The sequence below is a fragment of the Sphingopyxis sp. 2PD genome, from assembly GCF_005503695.1.
In the GTDB taxonomy this organism is placed as follows: Bacteria; Pseudomonadota; Alphaproteobacteria; order Sphingomonadales; family Sphingomonadaceae; genus Sphingopyxis.
In genome coordinates, this window is the sequence record NZ_SCMU01000001.1 from 188,363 (window position 1) to 201,491 (window position 13,129).

The following is a 13,129-nucleotide window of genomic DNA, read 5'->3' on the forward strand; positions in this document are numbered from 1 at the left end:
TGGCGAATCCTGGCGACTGCGATTAGAGGCAGGACGAAATTCCTGTAGCGGAGCCTGCCATGACCCCCACCGCCACCATCCTGCTGCTCGGTTCGGGCGAGCTGGGCCGCGAATTCGTCATTTCCGCGAAACGCCTCGGCTGCCGCGTCATCGCGTGCGACAGCTATGACGGCGCGCCCGCCATGCAGGTCGCCGACGCCTTTGAAGTGTTTTCGATGCTCGACGGCGATGCATTACGCGGCGCGATCGAAAAGCATCGGCCCGACCATATCGTCCCCGAGGTCGAGGCGATCCGCACCGAAATCCTCGCCGAGGTCGAAGCCGACGGTTATCATGTCGTTCCGTCGGCCCGCGCCGCGCAGCTGACGATGAACCGCGACGCGATCCGCGATCTGGCCGCCAGCGAACTCGCGCTCACCACCTCGACCTTCGAATATGCCGAAACCCGCGAGCAGTTGCATGCGGCCGCGGTGCGCATCGGCTTTCCGCTGGTCGTCAAACCGGTGATGTCGTCGTCGGGCAAGGGCCAAAGCACGGTCAAAAGCGAAGCCGACATCGACGCAGCGTGGGACTATGCCGCCGCCGGGATGCGCGGCGACCGGCTACGGGTAATTGCCGAGGCGTTCATCGACTTCGATTATGAGATCACCCTGCTCACCGTCCGCCACAAGGACGGTGTGACCTTTTGCCCGCCGATCGGCCACCGCCAGGAACGCGGCGATTACCGCGAAAGCTGGCAGCCTGCGGCGATGTCCAAGGCCGCACTGGCCAGCGCACAGGATATGGCGACCAAGGTCGTAGATGCCCTCGGCGGCCACGGCATTTTCGGGGTCGAGTTTTTCGTCAAGGGCGACACGGTCATCTTCTCGGAACTCAGCCCGCGGCCGCACGACACCGGCATGGTCACGCTGATCTCGCAGTCGCTGTCCGAATTCGACCTCCACGCCCGCGCGATCCTCGGCCTGCCGATCCCGGCGATCAACGTGCCCGACGCCAGCGCCAGCGCGGTACTGCTCGCCGACCGCGACGCCAGCGATTTCGCGATCAGCGGGCTGGCCGACGCACTCATCCCGCCCGACCCCGCGACCGCGCTCGACTTGCGCATTTTCGGCAAGGCGGTGACCCGCCCCTACCGCCGGATGGGCGTCACGCTCGCGCGCGTCGCCGGCGGCACGACCGACGACGCGCGCGCCGCGGCGGTCGCGGCGGCGGCGCGGCTGACCATCGACTATCGCGATTGACGCGTTAGACGGGGGGCATGGCTGAACGCCCTTCCCTGCTGCGACGCTGGCTGATGATCATCGGCCTGCTGGCGATCGTCGTCGGCGTGCCGCTGATCTTTCGCGAGGAATTTGTCGCGATCAGCGACCGGGTACTGGCGGCGGCCGACCAACGCCCCTTTGCCGCCGCCGCGCTGATCGTCGCCGCGCTGACGCTCGACGTTTTCCTGCCGGTACCGAACGGGGTGACCAACACACTGGCGGGCGCCGCTTTTGGCTTTGCCCTTGGCACCTTCGTCATCTGGCTGGGGCTGATGGGCGGCAGCACTGCGGGCTATGCGCTCGGTCGCTGGGGCGCGCGTCCGCTTGCCGCGCGGCTGCTCGGCGCCGATGATCTGGAGCGCGCGCACCGGATCGCCGAACGCGCGGGCCCGGTGGCGCTGATCGTATCGCGCCCGGTCCCCATTCTGTGCGAGATGACCCCGATCGCCGCAGGGATTGCCGGAATGGCATTTGGGCACTTTCTGTTCGCCGTGGCGCTCGGCAATCTGGGGGTCGGCGTCGTCTATGCCGCGATCGGCGCCGCGGCGGTCGAGCGGACATCGACCGAATTGCTGATGCTGGGAGCGATTGGCGTGCCGCTTGCCGCATGGCTCGGCTGGCAGGCGATCGAACGATGGAGACGATGATGATCATCCGACGCCTGGGACCCGCCGACGTCGCCGCGATGCGCGCGCTCAATGCCGTCTATGCCGCTGCGTTCGACGACCCCGTCACCTATCGGATCGATCAGCCCGATGACGCATGGCTGGCGCGCCAGCTCGGCAGAGACAGCCTCATCCTGCTGGTCGCCGAGCTCGACGGCCAGATTGTCGGCGGCCTCACCGCTTATGACCTCCCGAAGCTCGAAGCGGCGCGGAGCGAAATCTATCTCTACGATCTCGCGGTCGATGCGGCGCACCGTCGCCGCGGCATCGCCACTGCGCTGATCGCCGAACTCCAGCATATCGCCGCCGAAACCGGCGCCTGGGCGGTGTTCGTTCAGGCCGACTATGGCGACGATCCTGCGGTTGCGTTATATACCAAGCTCGGCGTGCGCGAGGATGTGATGCATTTCGACCTGCCGCCCTTGCCGCGAACGAAAGACTGAACCCGACGAAGGGGACGCGCCATGCTGCGCTGGTTCACTCGTATCATACTGGCCATCGTCGCGGTCGTAGCCGCGCTGTGGCTGACCGTCAGCTACATCACACCGCAGCCGGCAATCTGGGCGATCCGCGCGCTGTTCGATTCGGGCTCCGACGCGGCGAGCGCAAAACTGCTTCCCAAGGTGCCGCCCAATGTCGAGACGATCCCCTCGGTACGCTACGATCCCGCCGATCCCGACGCACTGCTCGACATTTTTCGGCCCAAGGCTGCATCGGATGCACGCCCCGCCATCGTCTGGGTGCATGGCGGCGGTTTCGTATCGGGCAACCGCCATATCGTCGCAGAATATCTGAAGATCCTTGCCGCGCAGGGCTTCGTCACGATCAGCGTCGATTATACGATCGCCCCCGAAGCGCGTTATCCGACTCCGATCCGGCAAACCAACAAGGCGCTCGGCCATCTGGTCGCCAACGCAGGCCGTTACGGGATCGACCCTGACCGGATCCTGATCGGCGGCGATAGCGCGGGGGCGCAGATTGCGGCGCAAGTGGCCACAATTGCGACCAACCCCGCCTATGCAAAGGCGGTCGGCATCGCGCCGTCGGTCGGACCCGACCGGATCAAGGGCGCCATCCTCTTTTGCGGGGCGCACGATGTCACGATGCTGAACCTCGACGGTACGCTCGGCCCGTTCCTGCGCGCCGTCGTCTGGGCCTATGGCGGCAAGCGCGACGCGATGGACGATCCGCAATTCCGCCTCATGGCGCTGCCCGATCATATAACGCGCGATTTTCCGCAAGCCTTCATCACGGCAGGCAATGGCGATCCCCTGCTCGGCCAGTCCGAACGGCTGGCAAACAGCCTGAAAAGGGTGGGCGCGCCGGTCGAAACCTTGTTCTTCGCAAAGGATCATGTCCCGGCGCTCGGCCATGAATATCAGTTCGATCTCGACAGCGCCGCGGGCAAGCAAGCACTCGATCGCACCGTGGCCTTTGCTCGCCGCGTGACGGAGAAGAAAGCGGGAACCTTGCCCTAGGCCGCCCTGCCCGCCGCTGCTACACCGCCGCCATGTCCGAGAAGAATCATCTCTATCTGGTCGATGGCTCCAGCTACATCTTCCGCGCCTATCACCGCCTGCCGCCACTGACCAACCCGCACGGAGTGCCGGTCGGCGCGGTCTATGGCTATACGACGATGCTGTGGAAACTGGCCAAGGACCTGCATGACGCCGACGGGCCGACGCACCTTGCGGTCATTCTCGACCACTCCAGCCAGTCGTTCCGCAACGAAATTTACGACCAGTATAAGGCCAACCGCCCCGAACCGCCCGAGGATCTGCGCCCGCAATTCCCCCTGATCCGCGACGCGACGCGCGCCTTTTCGCTGCCGTGTATCGAGATGGAGGGTTTCGAGGCCGACGATCTGATCGCCTCCTATGCCGAAGCCGCGGTGCGCGAAGGCTGGGACGTCACCATCGTTTCGTCGGACAAGGATCTGATGCAGCTTATCCGCGAGCCTGCTGACGGGCCGCACGTCGACATGCTCGACACGATGAAGAATGTCCGCCTTGGCCTCGACGCGGTGAACGAGAAGTTTGGCGTCACCCCCGACCTGGTCGGCGATGTGCTCGCGCTGATGGGCGACAGCGTCGACAACGTCCCCGGGGTGCGGGGCGTCGGGCCGAAGACCGCGACCAAGCTGATCCAGGAATATGGCAGCCTCACCGCGGCGCTCGACGGCGCCGAGACGATGAAGGCCAGCAAGCTGCGCGACAATCTGATCGAACATCGCGCGATGGCCGAATTGTCGCGCGTGCTGGTCGATCTGAAGCGCGACTGCCCGCTGCCCGATGCGCTGGACGACCTCAAGCTCGGCGCCATTCCGCCGCTACCGCTCAAGGCGTTTCTCGACGAGCATGGTTTCCGCTCGCTGTCGGCCAAGCTTGACCTTGGCGCGACGCCGGGCGGCCCGCCGACCCTGCCGCGCGCTGCCGCCGTGCCTGCGCCTGCTGCGAACGGCACGGCGTCGACGCCGACCCTGCCCGCGATGCCGCCCATCGACCGCTCAGCCTATGAAACGGTGACGACGCTCGACGCGCTCGACCGCTGGATCGCCGCTGCGCGCGCCGCGCATGTCGTCGCGGTCGATACCGAAACCGCCAGTCTCGACAGCGTGACCGGACGGCTGGTCGGCGTCAGCCTCGCGACCGCGCCGGGCAACGCCTGCTACATCCCGCTCGGCCACGGCGGCACCGACATGTTCGCCGAAAAGCCCAAGCAGATCGCGATGGGTGACGCACTCGCGCGGCTCGGCGACCTGTTCGCTGACGATGCGGTGCTGAAAGTCGGGCATAACCTTAAATATGACATCGGCGTGCTCGCGCAGCACGGCGTCACCATCGCGCCCTATGACGACACGCTGGTGATGAGCTTCGCGCTCGACGCGGGCAAGCATCAGCATGGGCTCGACGAACTTGCCAAGCTCCACCTCGACCATGCCTGCCTGTCATTCAAGGATATATGCGGCACCGGCAAATCGCAGATCAGCTTTGCCGAGGTGCAGCTCGACCGCGCGACCGAATATGCCGCCGAGGATGCCGATGTGGCGCTGCGCCTGTGGAAGCTGCTCAAGCTGCGGCTGCCGATCGAGGGCGGCACGCGCGTTTATGAAATGGTCGATCGCCCGTTGGCGGCAGTGATCGAGGGCATGGAACGCGCCGGGATCATGGTCGACCGCGACTATCTGGCGAAGCTGTCGGGCGAGTTCGCCACCGAAATGCTGCGGATCGAGGGCGAGATCCATGAACTCGCGGGCCAGCCCTTTGCGATCGGCAGCCCCAAGCAGCTCGGCGAAATCCTGTTCGACAAGCTCGGCTTGAAAGGCGGGCGCAAAGGCAAGTCGGGCGACTGGTCGACCGACCAGAACGAGCTTGAACGGCTCGAACGCGACGGGGTGCCGATCGCGCGCAAAATCCTCGAATGGCGCCAGCTGTCCAAACTGAAATCGACCTATACCGACGCGCTGCAACAACAGATCAATGCGACAACCGGACGCGTCCACACCAGCTACAGCCTCGTCGGCGCGCAGACCGGGCGCCTCTCGTCGACCGACCCGAATTTGCAGAACATCCCGATCCGCACCGACACCGGGCGGCAGATCCGCGACGCCTTCATCGCCGCGCCCGGCCACGTCCTGATCGCCGCCGACTATAGCCAGATCGAGCTGCGCCTCGCCGCTCATATGGCCGACGTCCCCGAACTGAAGGAAGCCTTTGCACAGGGCCAGGACATCCACGCCGCGACCGCGATCGAATTGTTCGGCGAAAGTAACCGTGACACCCGCGGCAAGGCCAAGACGGTCAACTTCTCGATCCTCTACGGCATTTCGCGGTGGGGACTGGCGGGGCGGCTCGAGATCACGCCCGACGAAGCGCAGGCGCTGATCGCACGCTATTTCGAACGCTTTCCCGGGATTTCGGACTATATCACCGACACGCTCGAAAGTGCGCGGGCGACGGGGTACACCGAGACATTGTTCGGGCGCAAAACCTGGTTCCCGCGCATCAAGGCGGCGAGCCAGAACGAGCGCGCGGGCAGCGAACGCGCCGCGATCAACGCGCCAATCCAGGGAACCAGCGCCGACCTCATCAAGCGCGCGATGGCCCGCATGCCCGCGGCCCTCGCCGACGCGGGGCTGTCCGACGTCAAGATGCTGCTCCAGGTCCATGACGAACTGGTATTCGAAGCGCCCGCGGACAAGGCGGAGGCCGCGGGTGCGGTCATCCGAACGGTGATGATGGGCGCCGCCGAACCGGCGCTGACGCTGTCGGTGCCGCTCGACGTCGAAATCGGTGTCGGCAAGAGCTGGGGCGAAGCGCATTGATCGCATGGCTGCTGTTTGCCGCGGCGCTCGCCGCCGACCCTGCGCCTGCGCCGCCGACCACCGCGGCGGTCGCGCCAATCGCCGACACCGACGTGCGCGAATTCGTCGCAATTTCCGCTCGCAAGGTTGCCGGGCGTCCGGTCGGCGGCCCGATCGCCAGCGCCGACAAGGTGCTGCTCATCGCGCGCGACGACAAGGGGTTTCCGGTGATCGCGATCAGCACCGGCTTTCCGGCGCGCCAGTCGCTGCCCGCACCGCCGCCGAACGTCGTCGCGGTCGTGCGGCTGCGCCAGCGTTACGATACCCCCGTCCCCGGCCCCAGCGCGAGCGATCTGGCGTTCGTCACCGCGCACCGCGTGCCGCTGTTCGTGATCGGCGAATGGCTGCGCCCCGCGCCGATGTGGGAAGTGGCATGGGTTGACGATGCCGTGCGCTTTCGGTCGATCGGCGACGTCGGCGAAATCGGTCCCTGGCAGGACTGACGATCGCCAAACAACGCCTTGCGCTCAACTGTACTGTTAATATAATACAGTGATAGAGAAGGAGCGTGCATCATGCCAAGCTGGAAGCTGAACGGTTTCATCGCCCTTGCGTTCATGGCGCTCGCCACCCCGGCTGGAGCTCAAACCACCGCACCGCCGCCGGTCGGCGAAAAGGTCGAAATCCTGCCGGTGGGGTTTTCCCCTAACGGTCTTTCGGGACCCGGCGGCGATCGCTTGCGCGACGCGCTCACGGCTGCGCAGTTCGTCGCGTTGGGTGAAGACCATGGCCTTGCGGGCGCCCCGAAACTGGCCGAGGCGCTCGCGCATGACGCCGCGGCAATCGCCGAAACGCAGAACGCCGGGCCGCTTTATCATGCGGTCGAGGTCGGACCGCACAGCGCCGCGTGGATCGGCGCCCGGATCGAAACCGGCGGCGTGGATTCGCTGGCCGATGCCTTTGCCGGACGGCCGTGGGCGATGCCGTTCCTCTCCAACCGCGAAGACGCCGCGCTCGCCGCGCCCTTTGCGCGATCCGGGCGGTTGTGGGGGATCGATCAGGAATTTATCGGCGCGCCATCGATCCTGCTCGAAACGCTCGCGGCGCGAACGAAGGACGAGGCTGTACGCGCCCGCCTCGCGGCGTGGCTGGAACAGGACCGCGCCGCGCTCAGCACCGGAAACTTCGGCGCCATCATGATGTCGACCGCCGCACCGGCCGACTTCGCCGCGCTGCGAAAGGCATTCGCGGGCGATGCCGAAGCGGCGGCGATCATCGACGCGCTCGCCGAAAGTGCGCGCATCTATGGCCTGAACAACAGCGGCCAATATCTTCAGAATAATGAAGAACGACAGGCTCTGATGCAGGATTATTTCCTCACCGCCTACCGCAAAGCTGCGGTGCCGGCACCGCGGGTGCTGTTCAAGATGGGCGCCTATCATATGGGGCGCGGGACGACGCCGACCTCGATCTACGACATCGGATCGCTGCTCCCGGGTATGGCCGCGGCCAATGGACGCACGTCGCTGCATATCGCCTATGTCCCGACTGCGGGCATGGTTCGACAGGTGAAGCCGTCGCCCGAACGCTTCACCGACGTTACTGCCTATCGCGACGAGGCGATCGCTCCGATCCTCGATGCGGCCGGAATAGCGCACGACACCATTCCCGCCGACGGTCACGTCCTGATCCCGACCGCGCCGCTGCGCCACAATTTGCAGGGCAAGAAATTGCGCGACCTCCCCGCCTTCTCGCGCTTCCTGTTGCTCGGCTTCGACTATCTTGTCACGACGCGCGGCGCGGAAGCGGCGACACATTTCGAGGCCGTCGGCAAACCGGCGCCCCGGTAAGCTGGCGCGTCGCCCCACCCCTTTCCGACCCGCAACTTTCGCTCTATGACGATCCCATGACATTTGGCTGGCGATTGCATGACAGCCAGCTTCAAAGGATTTCCATGAGCAAGTTCCAGCCCGTCGCGCAGGCGCCGGTCCGTATTCAGCAGAATATCCTCGCGCGCGGCGAACGACGCCTGCTCAACTGGATATGCCCCCGCCTGCCGCAGTGGGTGACCCCCGACAAGCTCACCGTTTTGGGCTTCTTCGGCGCCGTCATGGTCGCCGCGGGCTATATGCTCAGCTGGATCGACGACGAATGGCTGGGTCTGTGCCTCGCGGGCTATGTCGTCAACTGGTTCGGCGATTCGCTCGACGGCAGCCTGGCGCGCTGGCGCCAGATCGAACGGCCGAACTATGGCTATTTTGTCGACCATAGTGTCGACGCGCTCGCAACCCTGCTGATGGTCAGCGCGATCGGGATGAGCCCCTATATGCGTTTCGACGTCGCGCTGATGGCGGTGATCGGTTATTTCCTGCTGTCGATCCATACCTTCATCGCCGCCAAGGTCGTCGGCGAGTTTCGCCTGTCCTATATGGCGGGCGGACCGACCGAATTGCGCTTGATGCTGATGGCGATGACCGCGCTGATGCCGGTGGTTGGCGGCGCCGACATCGGCGGCACCAACTTCTCGGCGTTCGACCTGTTCGCGCTGGTCGTGTCGAGCATCCTGGTAACGCTATTCATCGTGCAGACGTCGGCGACCGCCCGGATGCTCCGCCGCCGCGGCGGATAATGCTTGTGGCGTGGTGCTGAAATCTCCAATCACCGTAGCCCTGAGCCTGTCGAAGGGCGCTTCTCGGTGAAGCGCCCTTCGACAGGCTCAGGGCTACGGTTCATTCCAAGCGGCAACGACTTTCGCAAATTTTAGGGCCGCAGGCGCGCCTGCGCGTACGTACCGAGCAGGCGCAGCGACTTGGTCTGGAAATCCAGTTCCTCGAGCGCACGATCGACACGTTCGTCCCCCGGCGCCCCAACGATGTCGGCGTAAAATTGCGTCGCGGCAAAGCTGCCGCCGGTCTGATAGCTTTCCAGTTTGGTCATGTTGACCCCGTTGGTCGCAAAGCCGCCGAGCGCTTTGTACAGCGCCGCCGGGATATTCTTCACCTCGAACATGAAGGTGGTCATCACCGGCCCCTCGATCGCCGCAAAATCGGCGAGCGGTTCGCGCGCCAGCACGACGAAGCGCGTCATATTATGGTCGGCATCCTCCATCCCGGTGCCGTGCAGCGTCAACCCGTACAGTTCCGCAGCGTGCGGCGGTGCCAGCGCGGCCAGCCCGACCTCGTCGCTGTCGGCGACCCACGCCGCGGCGCCCGCGGTGTCGCTATGCGCAACCGGCGCGATATTGTTGGCGCGCAGCCAGTGGCGGCACTGGCCCAGCGCCTGTTCATGGCTCATCGCGCGCGTCACCGGGCCCAGATCGCGGCTCATCAGACCATAGCGGATCGGCAGGAAATGCTCGCCGACGATCGACAGTCCGGATTCGGGGAGCAGGAAATGAATGTCGGCAACGCGCCCATGCAGGCTGTTTTCAATCGGGATGATCGCGCGATCGACCCTGCCGTCGCGCACCGCGTCGATCGCATCCTGAAAGGCGTAGCAGGGCAGCGGCAACGCGTTCGGGTCATATTCGCGCGCGGCCAGATCGCTGTTGGCCCCCGGCGCGCCCTGAAACGCCAGCCCGCGTGCGGGATCGGCCAGCGCGACCGCCCGCATTTTGTCGACCAGATGCTGCGCGGAAGCCGAATAACTGCCCATGACTGCCTTCCCAGAGTGGAGCCGCGGCGCATAGCCGCCAAGCCGCATGCACGCAACCGGCGCATCTGGTCGCGAACCCCGATTCCTCCCCTTGCGCCGCCGTCGCCGCGCCAGTAAGGGAGCGTCCAAATCAGATATGCGTCCGGCAAGCGGGCGCCAGCAAACGGGGCTCAAAGAGCATGGACAATCGCAACAACACTATCGCTGGCTGGGTGCTGTTCGCCGGCATTTGCGCGCTGGGCCTGACCATCGGGTCGAGCATGTTGTTCGCCGGTCACAACCCGGAAAAGCCCGGTTTCCCGATCGAGGATGCCGAAGCGGGCGCCGGTGGCGCCGCGGCCGTGCCGATCGCTAACCTGCTCGCCGCCGCCGATCCGGTGAAGGGCGAAGCGGTGTTCGCGAAATGCGCCGCGTGCCACACAATTGCCTCGGGCGGCGCCAACGGCATCGGTCCGAATCTGTGGGGCGCCCTCGGCAAGCCGCACGGCCACGTCGCAGGCTTCGCCTATTCTGACGCGCTGAAGTCGGTTCCGGGCAACTGGGATTTCGAAGGCATGGACGCCTGGCTCGCCAGCCCGCGCAAATATGCGCCGGGAACCAAGATGTCGTTCGCGGGCCTCAGCAGCGCCGAAGATCGCGCCAACCTGATCGTTTACATGAACAGCCAGGGTTCGAACCTGCCGCTGCCCGCCCCCGAAGCCGCCGCACCCGCCGAAGGCGCTGTCCCGGCCGAAGGCGAAGCGGCTGCCCCGGCGGCCGAAGGCGCCGCTGCCGCTCCCGCGGCTGATGCCGCCGCGGCAACCCCCGCTCCGGCCGAAGCCAAGAAATAATGCGGTTCGCGCCCGTGCTGCTGGCGGGCGCTTTGGCGCTGGCCGGCTGCGGCAAGGCCGACAATCCCCCCGCCGATGTCGCCGCGGACGAAGCTGCAGCTCCCCCTGCGGTTGCCGTCGCGCCAACCGCGGCGATGGGCGAGCAGGTCTTCAAACGCTGCGTGGCGTGTCATACCGTGGACAAGGGCGGCCGCAACGGGATCGGCCCCAATTTGCACGGCGTCGTCGGCGCAGCGGTCGCGGCGAAGCCCGACTTTTCCTATTCCAGCGCGATGAAGGCGAAGGGCGGCGTCTGGGACGAAGCCGCGCTCGATGCCTATCTCGAAGCGCCGATGAAGGCGGTTCCGGGCACCCGCATGGCGTTTGCCGGGGTGATCGACGCTGCGGATCGCAAGGCGCTGATCCTGTATCTGGAAGCGCAGAAATAGCCCCTTCCCCCTTGATGGGGGAAGGATACGCAGCCTTGCCGCGACGCGGCTAGGCGAAGTTGGATGGGGGTGATCGCGCGTCCTTGGACCGTCATCTAAGGGTCGAGAGCGCACCCCCACCGCTGCGACTAAGCCAGCAAGCTGGCAAGTCTCGCTGCCTCCCCCATCAAGGGGGAGGGAAATAGTCACCCCTGCTCCTCGATATTCGCGTAAAAATCCTGGACGATTTGCCACGCCTCGTCGGCGGTCTCGACAAATCTGAACAGCCCCAGGTCGCGCGCGCTCACCACGCCCTCCTCGACCAGCGCCTCGAAATTGACGACGCGTTCCCAGAATTTCTTGCCGAACAGCACGATCGGGATCGGCTTGATCTTGCCGGTCTGGATCAAAGTCAGCAGCTCAAACATCTCGTCAAAGGTGCCGAAACCACCCGGAAACACGCACACCGCGCGGGCGCGGAGCAGGAAGTGCATCTTGCGCAGCGCGAAATAGTGGAACTGGAAACTCAGCGACGGGGTGACATAGCGGTTCGGTGCCTGTTCGTGCGGCAGCACGATATTGAGCCCGACCGATTCCTTGCCGACGTCGTCGGCACCGCGATTCGCCGCTTCCATGATCGACGGCCCGCCGCCCGAGCACACGACGAAGTGACGACAGCCATTTTTATCCGGCGGCACCTGACTTGCGAGGCGGGCCAGCTTGCGCGCTTCTTCGTAATATTTCGCCTTGGCTTTCAGTCGCCGCGCAATGTTGCGCTGGACATCGTCGGTCGCCGCCGCTTCGAGCGCGTCGGCTTCCGCAGGCTCGGGAATGCGCGCCGAGCCATAGATGACCAGCATCGATTCGATCTTTGCCTCGTCGAGCAGCAGTTCGGGCTTGAGCAGTTCGAGCTGGAACCGCACCGGGCGCAAGTCTTCGCGTAGCAGAAAGTCGGTGTCCTGAAACGCCAGCTTATACGCAGCGCTCGCGGTCTGCGGGGTGGTGGTCGCCTGCTTGGCGAACTGCGCGTCATCCTTGGCTTTGTGGAAACGCGAACGATGGGGTTGTTTATCTTCTGCCATTGAACAGCGGCTAGCCGTTCGGCGTGACTTTGCCAAGACGAACCCATCCCGATCCTTCCCGTGGCGAAGCCATGGGGGAGTCGCAGACGGCGCGCAGCGCCAGCGGGACCGTTCGCGAAGCGAATGGTGGAGGGGCCGCAACGGTGGTGCCAACGCCCCTCCGTCAGCGCTTCGCGCTGCCACCTCCCCATCGCTGCGCGACAGGGAGGATCAAAGGTCAACGGCAATAACCGTTGCCGCTCATGTCGAAATGGAAATGATTATAGTGCGCGGCGTTATAATCCGGCCCCAGCACCGTGCCAAAGCGGCGACAGCCCGATTTGTGCAGCGCGCGCAGAAAGTCCTGCGACGCCTTGTCGCCCTTCCACCCGCCGTCCAGCATGATCCGCCGTCCGTCGGCCAGCACAAAGCCCGACACATCGATCGCGTTCGAATAGGCATGCTGCGACAAACGGCCCGAGCGCCCGCCATAGATGTTGCGGCAGCTATAGGTGCCAAAGGTCTCGATCTTCACCACCTCCTGCCCGAAATATTTCCGCGCCGCAGGCTTCACCGCATGCTGCGCCCACGCGGCGAAATTTTTCGCCAGCGGACAGGTCATCGCGCCAAGATTGGTCGTCGGGGTCCCGATGTCGAGAAGCTTCACCGAATCGATTGAGCTGCATCCGCCGCCATGATCCTGATTGGGTAGCGGCGTAAAGCGCACCCCCGCCTGCTTCAGATCAAACGCGCATTGCTGCGCTTCGGCGCTTGTGAACGACGGCGTCGGCGCAATCTGCGGCCGCTTCGGCGCGCTCGCGGTGGAGCGTTTCGGATCGCCGCGCTTCATCACCTCGGGGCTGCCGAAACAGGCGGACAATGCCAGCGCCGCGGTGACGGCGATCAGCGTTCGGGGCTGCAAGACGATCGGAATCCGCATGACCGTC

The 13,129-nt window shown here is 65.3% G+C and carries 13 protein-coding genes; 10 read left to right on the forward strand and 3 right to left on the reverse strand.

Features of this window, described 5'->3' with window-relative positions; translation table 11 throughout:
- Window positions 1-59: 59 nt before the first annotated feature.
- From purT to FFS18_RS00900, 8 genes are all read left to right on the forward strand, one after another.
- Window positions 60-1,241, forward strand: coding sequence for a formate-dependent phosphoribosylglycinamide formyltransferase (purT, locus tag FFS18_RS00865; RefSeq protein ID WP_137869365.1), 1,182 nt, complete (start codon window positions 60-62; stop codon window positions 1,239-1,241).
- Between the two features lie 17 nt (window positions 1,242-1,258).
- Window positions 1,259-1,909: a TVP38/TMEM64 family protein gene (locus FFS18_RS00870; RefSeq protein ID WP_137869366.1), complete on the forward strand. Its 651-nt coding sequence runs from the start codon at window positions 1,259-1,261 to the stop codon at window positions 1,907-1,909.
- Window positions 1,909-2,370 (forward strand): AAC(3)-I family aminoglycoside N-acetyltransferase, encoded by a 462-nt coding sequence (locus FFS18_RS00875; RefSeq protein ID WP_137869367.1) that lies wholly within the window; start codon window positions 1,909-1,911, stop codon window positions 2,368-2,370. The genes FFS18_RS00870 and FFS18_RS00875 overlap by 1 nt, the downstream gene beginning before the upstream one ends.
- 21 nt (window positions 2,371-2,391) lie before the next feature.
- Window positions 2,392-3,405 (forward strand): alpha/beta hydrolase, encoded by a 1,014-nt coding sequence (locus tag FFS18_RS00880; protein ID WP_137869368.1) that lies wholly within the window; start codon window positions 2,392-2,394, stop codon window positions 3,403-3,405.
- 32 nt (window positions 3,406-3,437) lie between these two features.
- Window positions 3,438-6,251, forward strand: a complete 2,814-nt coding sequence (gene polA / locus FFS18_RS00885; RefSeq protein WP_137869369.1) for a DNA polymerase I — start codon at window positions 3,438-3,440, stop codon at window positions 6,249-6,251.
- Window positions 6,248-6,733: a hypothetical protein gene (locus tag FFS18_RS00890; RefSeq protein ID WP_137869370.1), complete on the forward strand. Its 486-nt coding sequence runs from the start codon at window positions 6,248-6,250 to the stop codon at window positions 6,731-6,733. The genes polA and FFS18_RS00890 overlap by 4 nt, the downstream gene beginning before the upstream one ends.
- 72 nt (window positions 6,734-6,805) lie before the next feature.
- Window positions 6,806-8,080 carry a hypothetical protein gene (locus FFS18_RS00895; protein WP_137869371.1) on the forward strand — a complete coding sequence of 425 codons (1,275 nt, stop codon included), beginning with the start codon at window positions 6,806-6,808 and terminating at the stop codon, window positions 8,078-8,080.
- Between the two features lie 104 nt (window positions 8,081-8,184).
- Window positions 8,185-8,859, forward strand: a complete 675-nt coding sequence (locus FFS18_RS00900) for a CDP-alcohol phosphatidyltransferase family protein (protein WP_120215620.1) — start codon at window positions 8,185-8,187, stop codon at window positions 8,857-8,859.
- A 131-nt stretch (window positions 8,860-8,990) separates the two neighbouring features.
- Here the strand turns inward: FFS18_RS00900 and FFS18_RS00905 are convergent, their stop codons facing one another.
- Window positions 8,991-9,884 carry a prephenate dehydratase gene (locus FFS18_RS00905; RefSeq protein WP_137869372.1) on the reverse strand — a complete coding sequence of 298 codons (894 nt, stop codon included), beginning with the start codon at window positions 9,882-9,884 and terminating at the stop codon, window positions 8,991-8,993.
- Between the two features lie 179 nt (window positions 9,885-10,063).
- On the opposite strand from FFS18_RS00905, the gene FFS18_RS00910 reads away from it, so the two are divergent.
- Window positions 10,064-10,714, forward strand: a complete 651-nt coding sequence (locus FFS18_RS00910) for a c-type cytochrome (protein ID WP_137869373.1) — start codon at window positions 10,064-10,066, stop codon at window positions 10,712-10,714.
- Window positions 10,714-11,142, forward strand: a complete 429-nt coding sequence (locus FFS18_RS00915; protein ID WP_137869374.1) for a c-type cytochrome — start codon at window positions 10,714-10,716, stop codon at window positions 11,140-11,142. The genes FFS18_RS00910 and FFS18_RS00915 overlap by 1 nt, the downstream gene beginning before the upstream one ends.
- Before the next feature lie 185 nt (window positions 11,143-11,327).
- Here FFS18_RS00915 and FFS18_RS00920 read toward each other — a convergent pair whose 3' ends face one another.
- Window positions 11,328-12,203 carry an LOG family protein gene (locus FFS18_RS00920; RefSeq protein ID WP_137869375.1) on the reverse strand — a complete coding sequence of 292 codons (876 nt, stop codon included), beginning with the start codon at window positions 12,201-12,203 and terminating at the stop codon, window positions 11,328-11,330.
- A 217-nt stretch (window positions 12,204-12,420) separates the two neighbouring features.
- Window positions 12,421-13,122 (reverse strand): extensin-like domain-containing protein, encoded by a 702-nt coding sequence (locus FFS18_RS00925; RefSeq protein WP_137869376.1) that lies wholly within the window; start codon window positions 13,120-13,122, stop codon window positions 12,421-12,423.
- Window positions 13,123-13,129 lie beyond the last annotated feature (7 nt).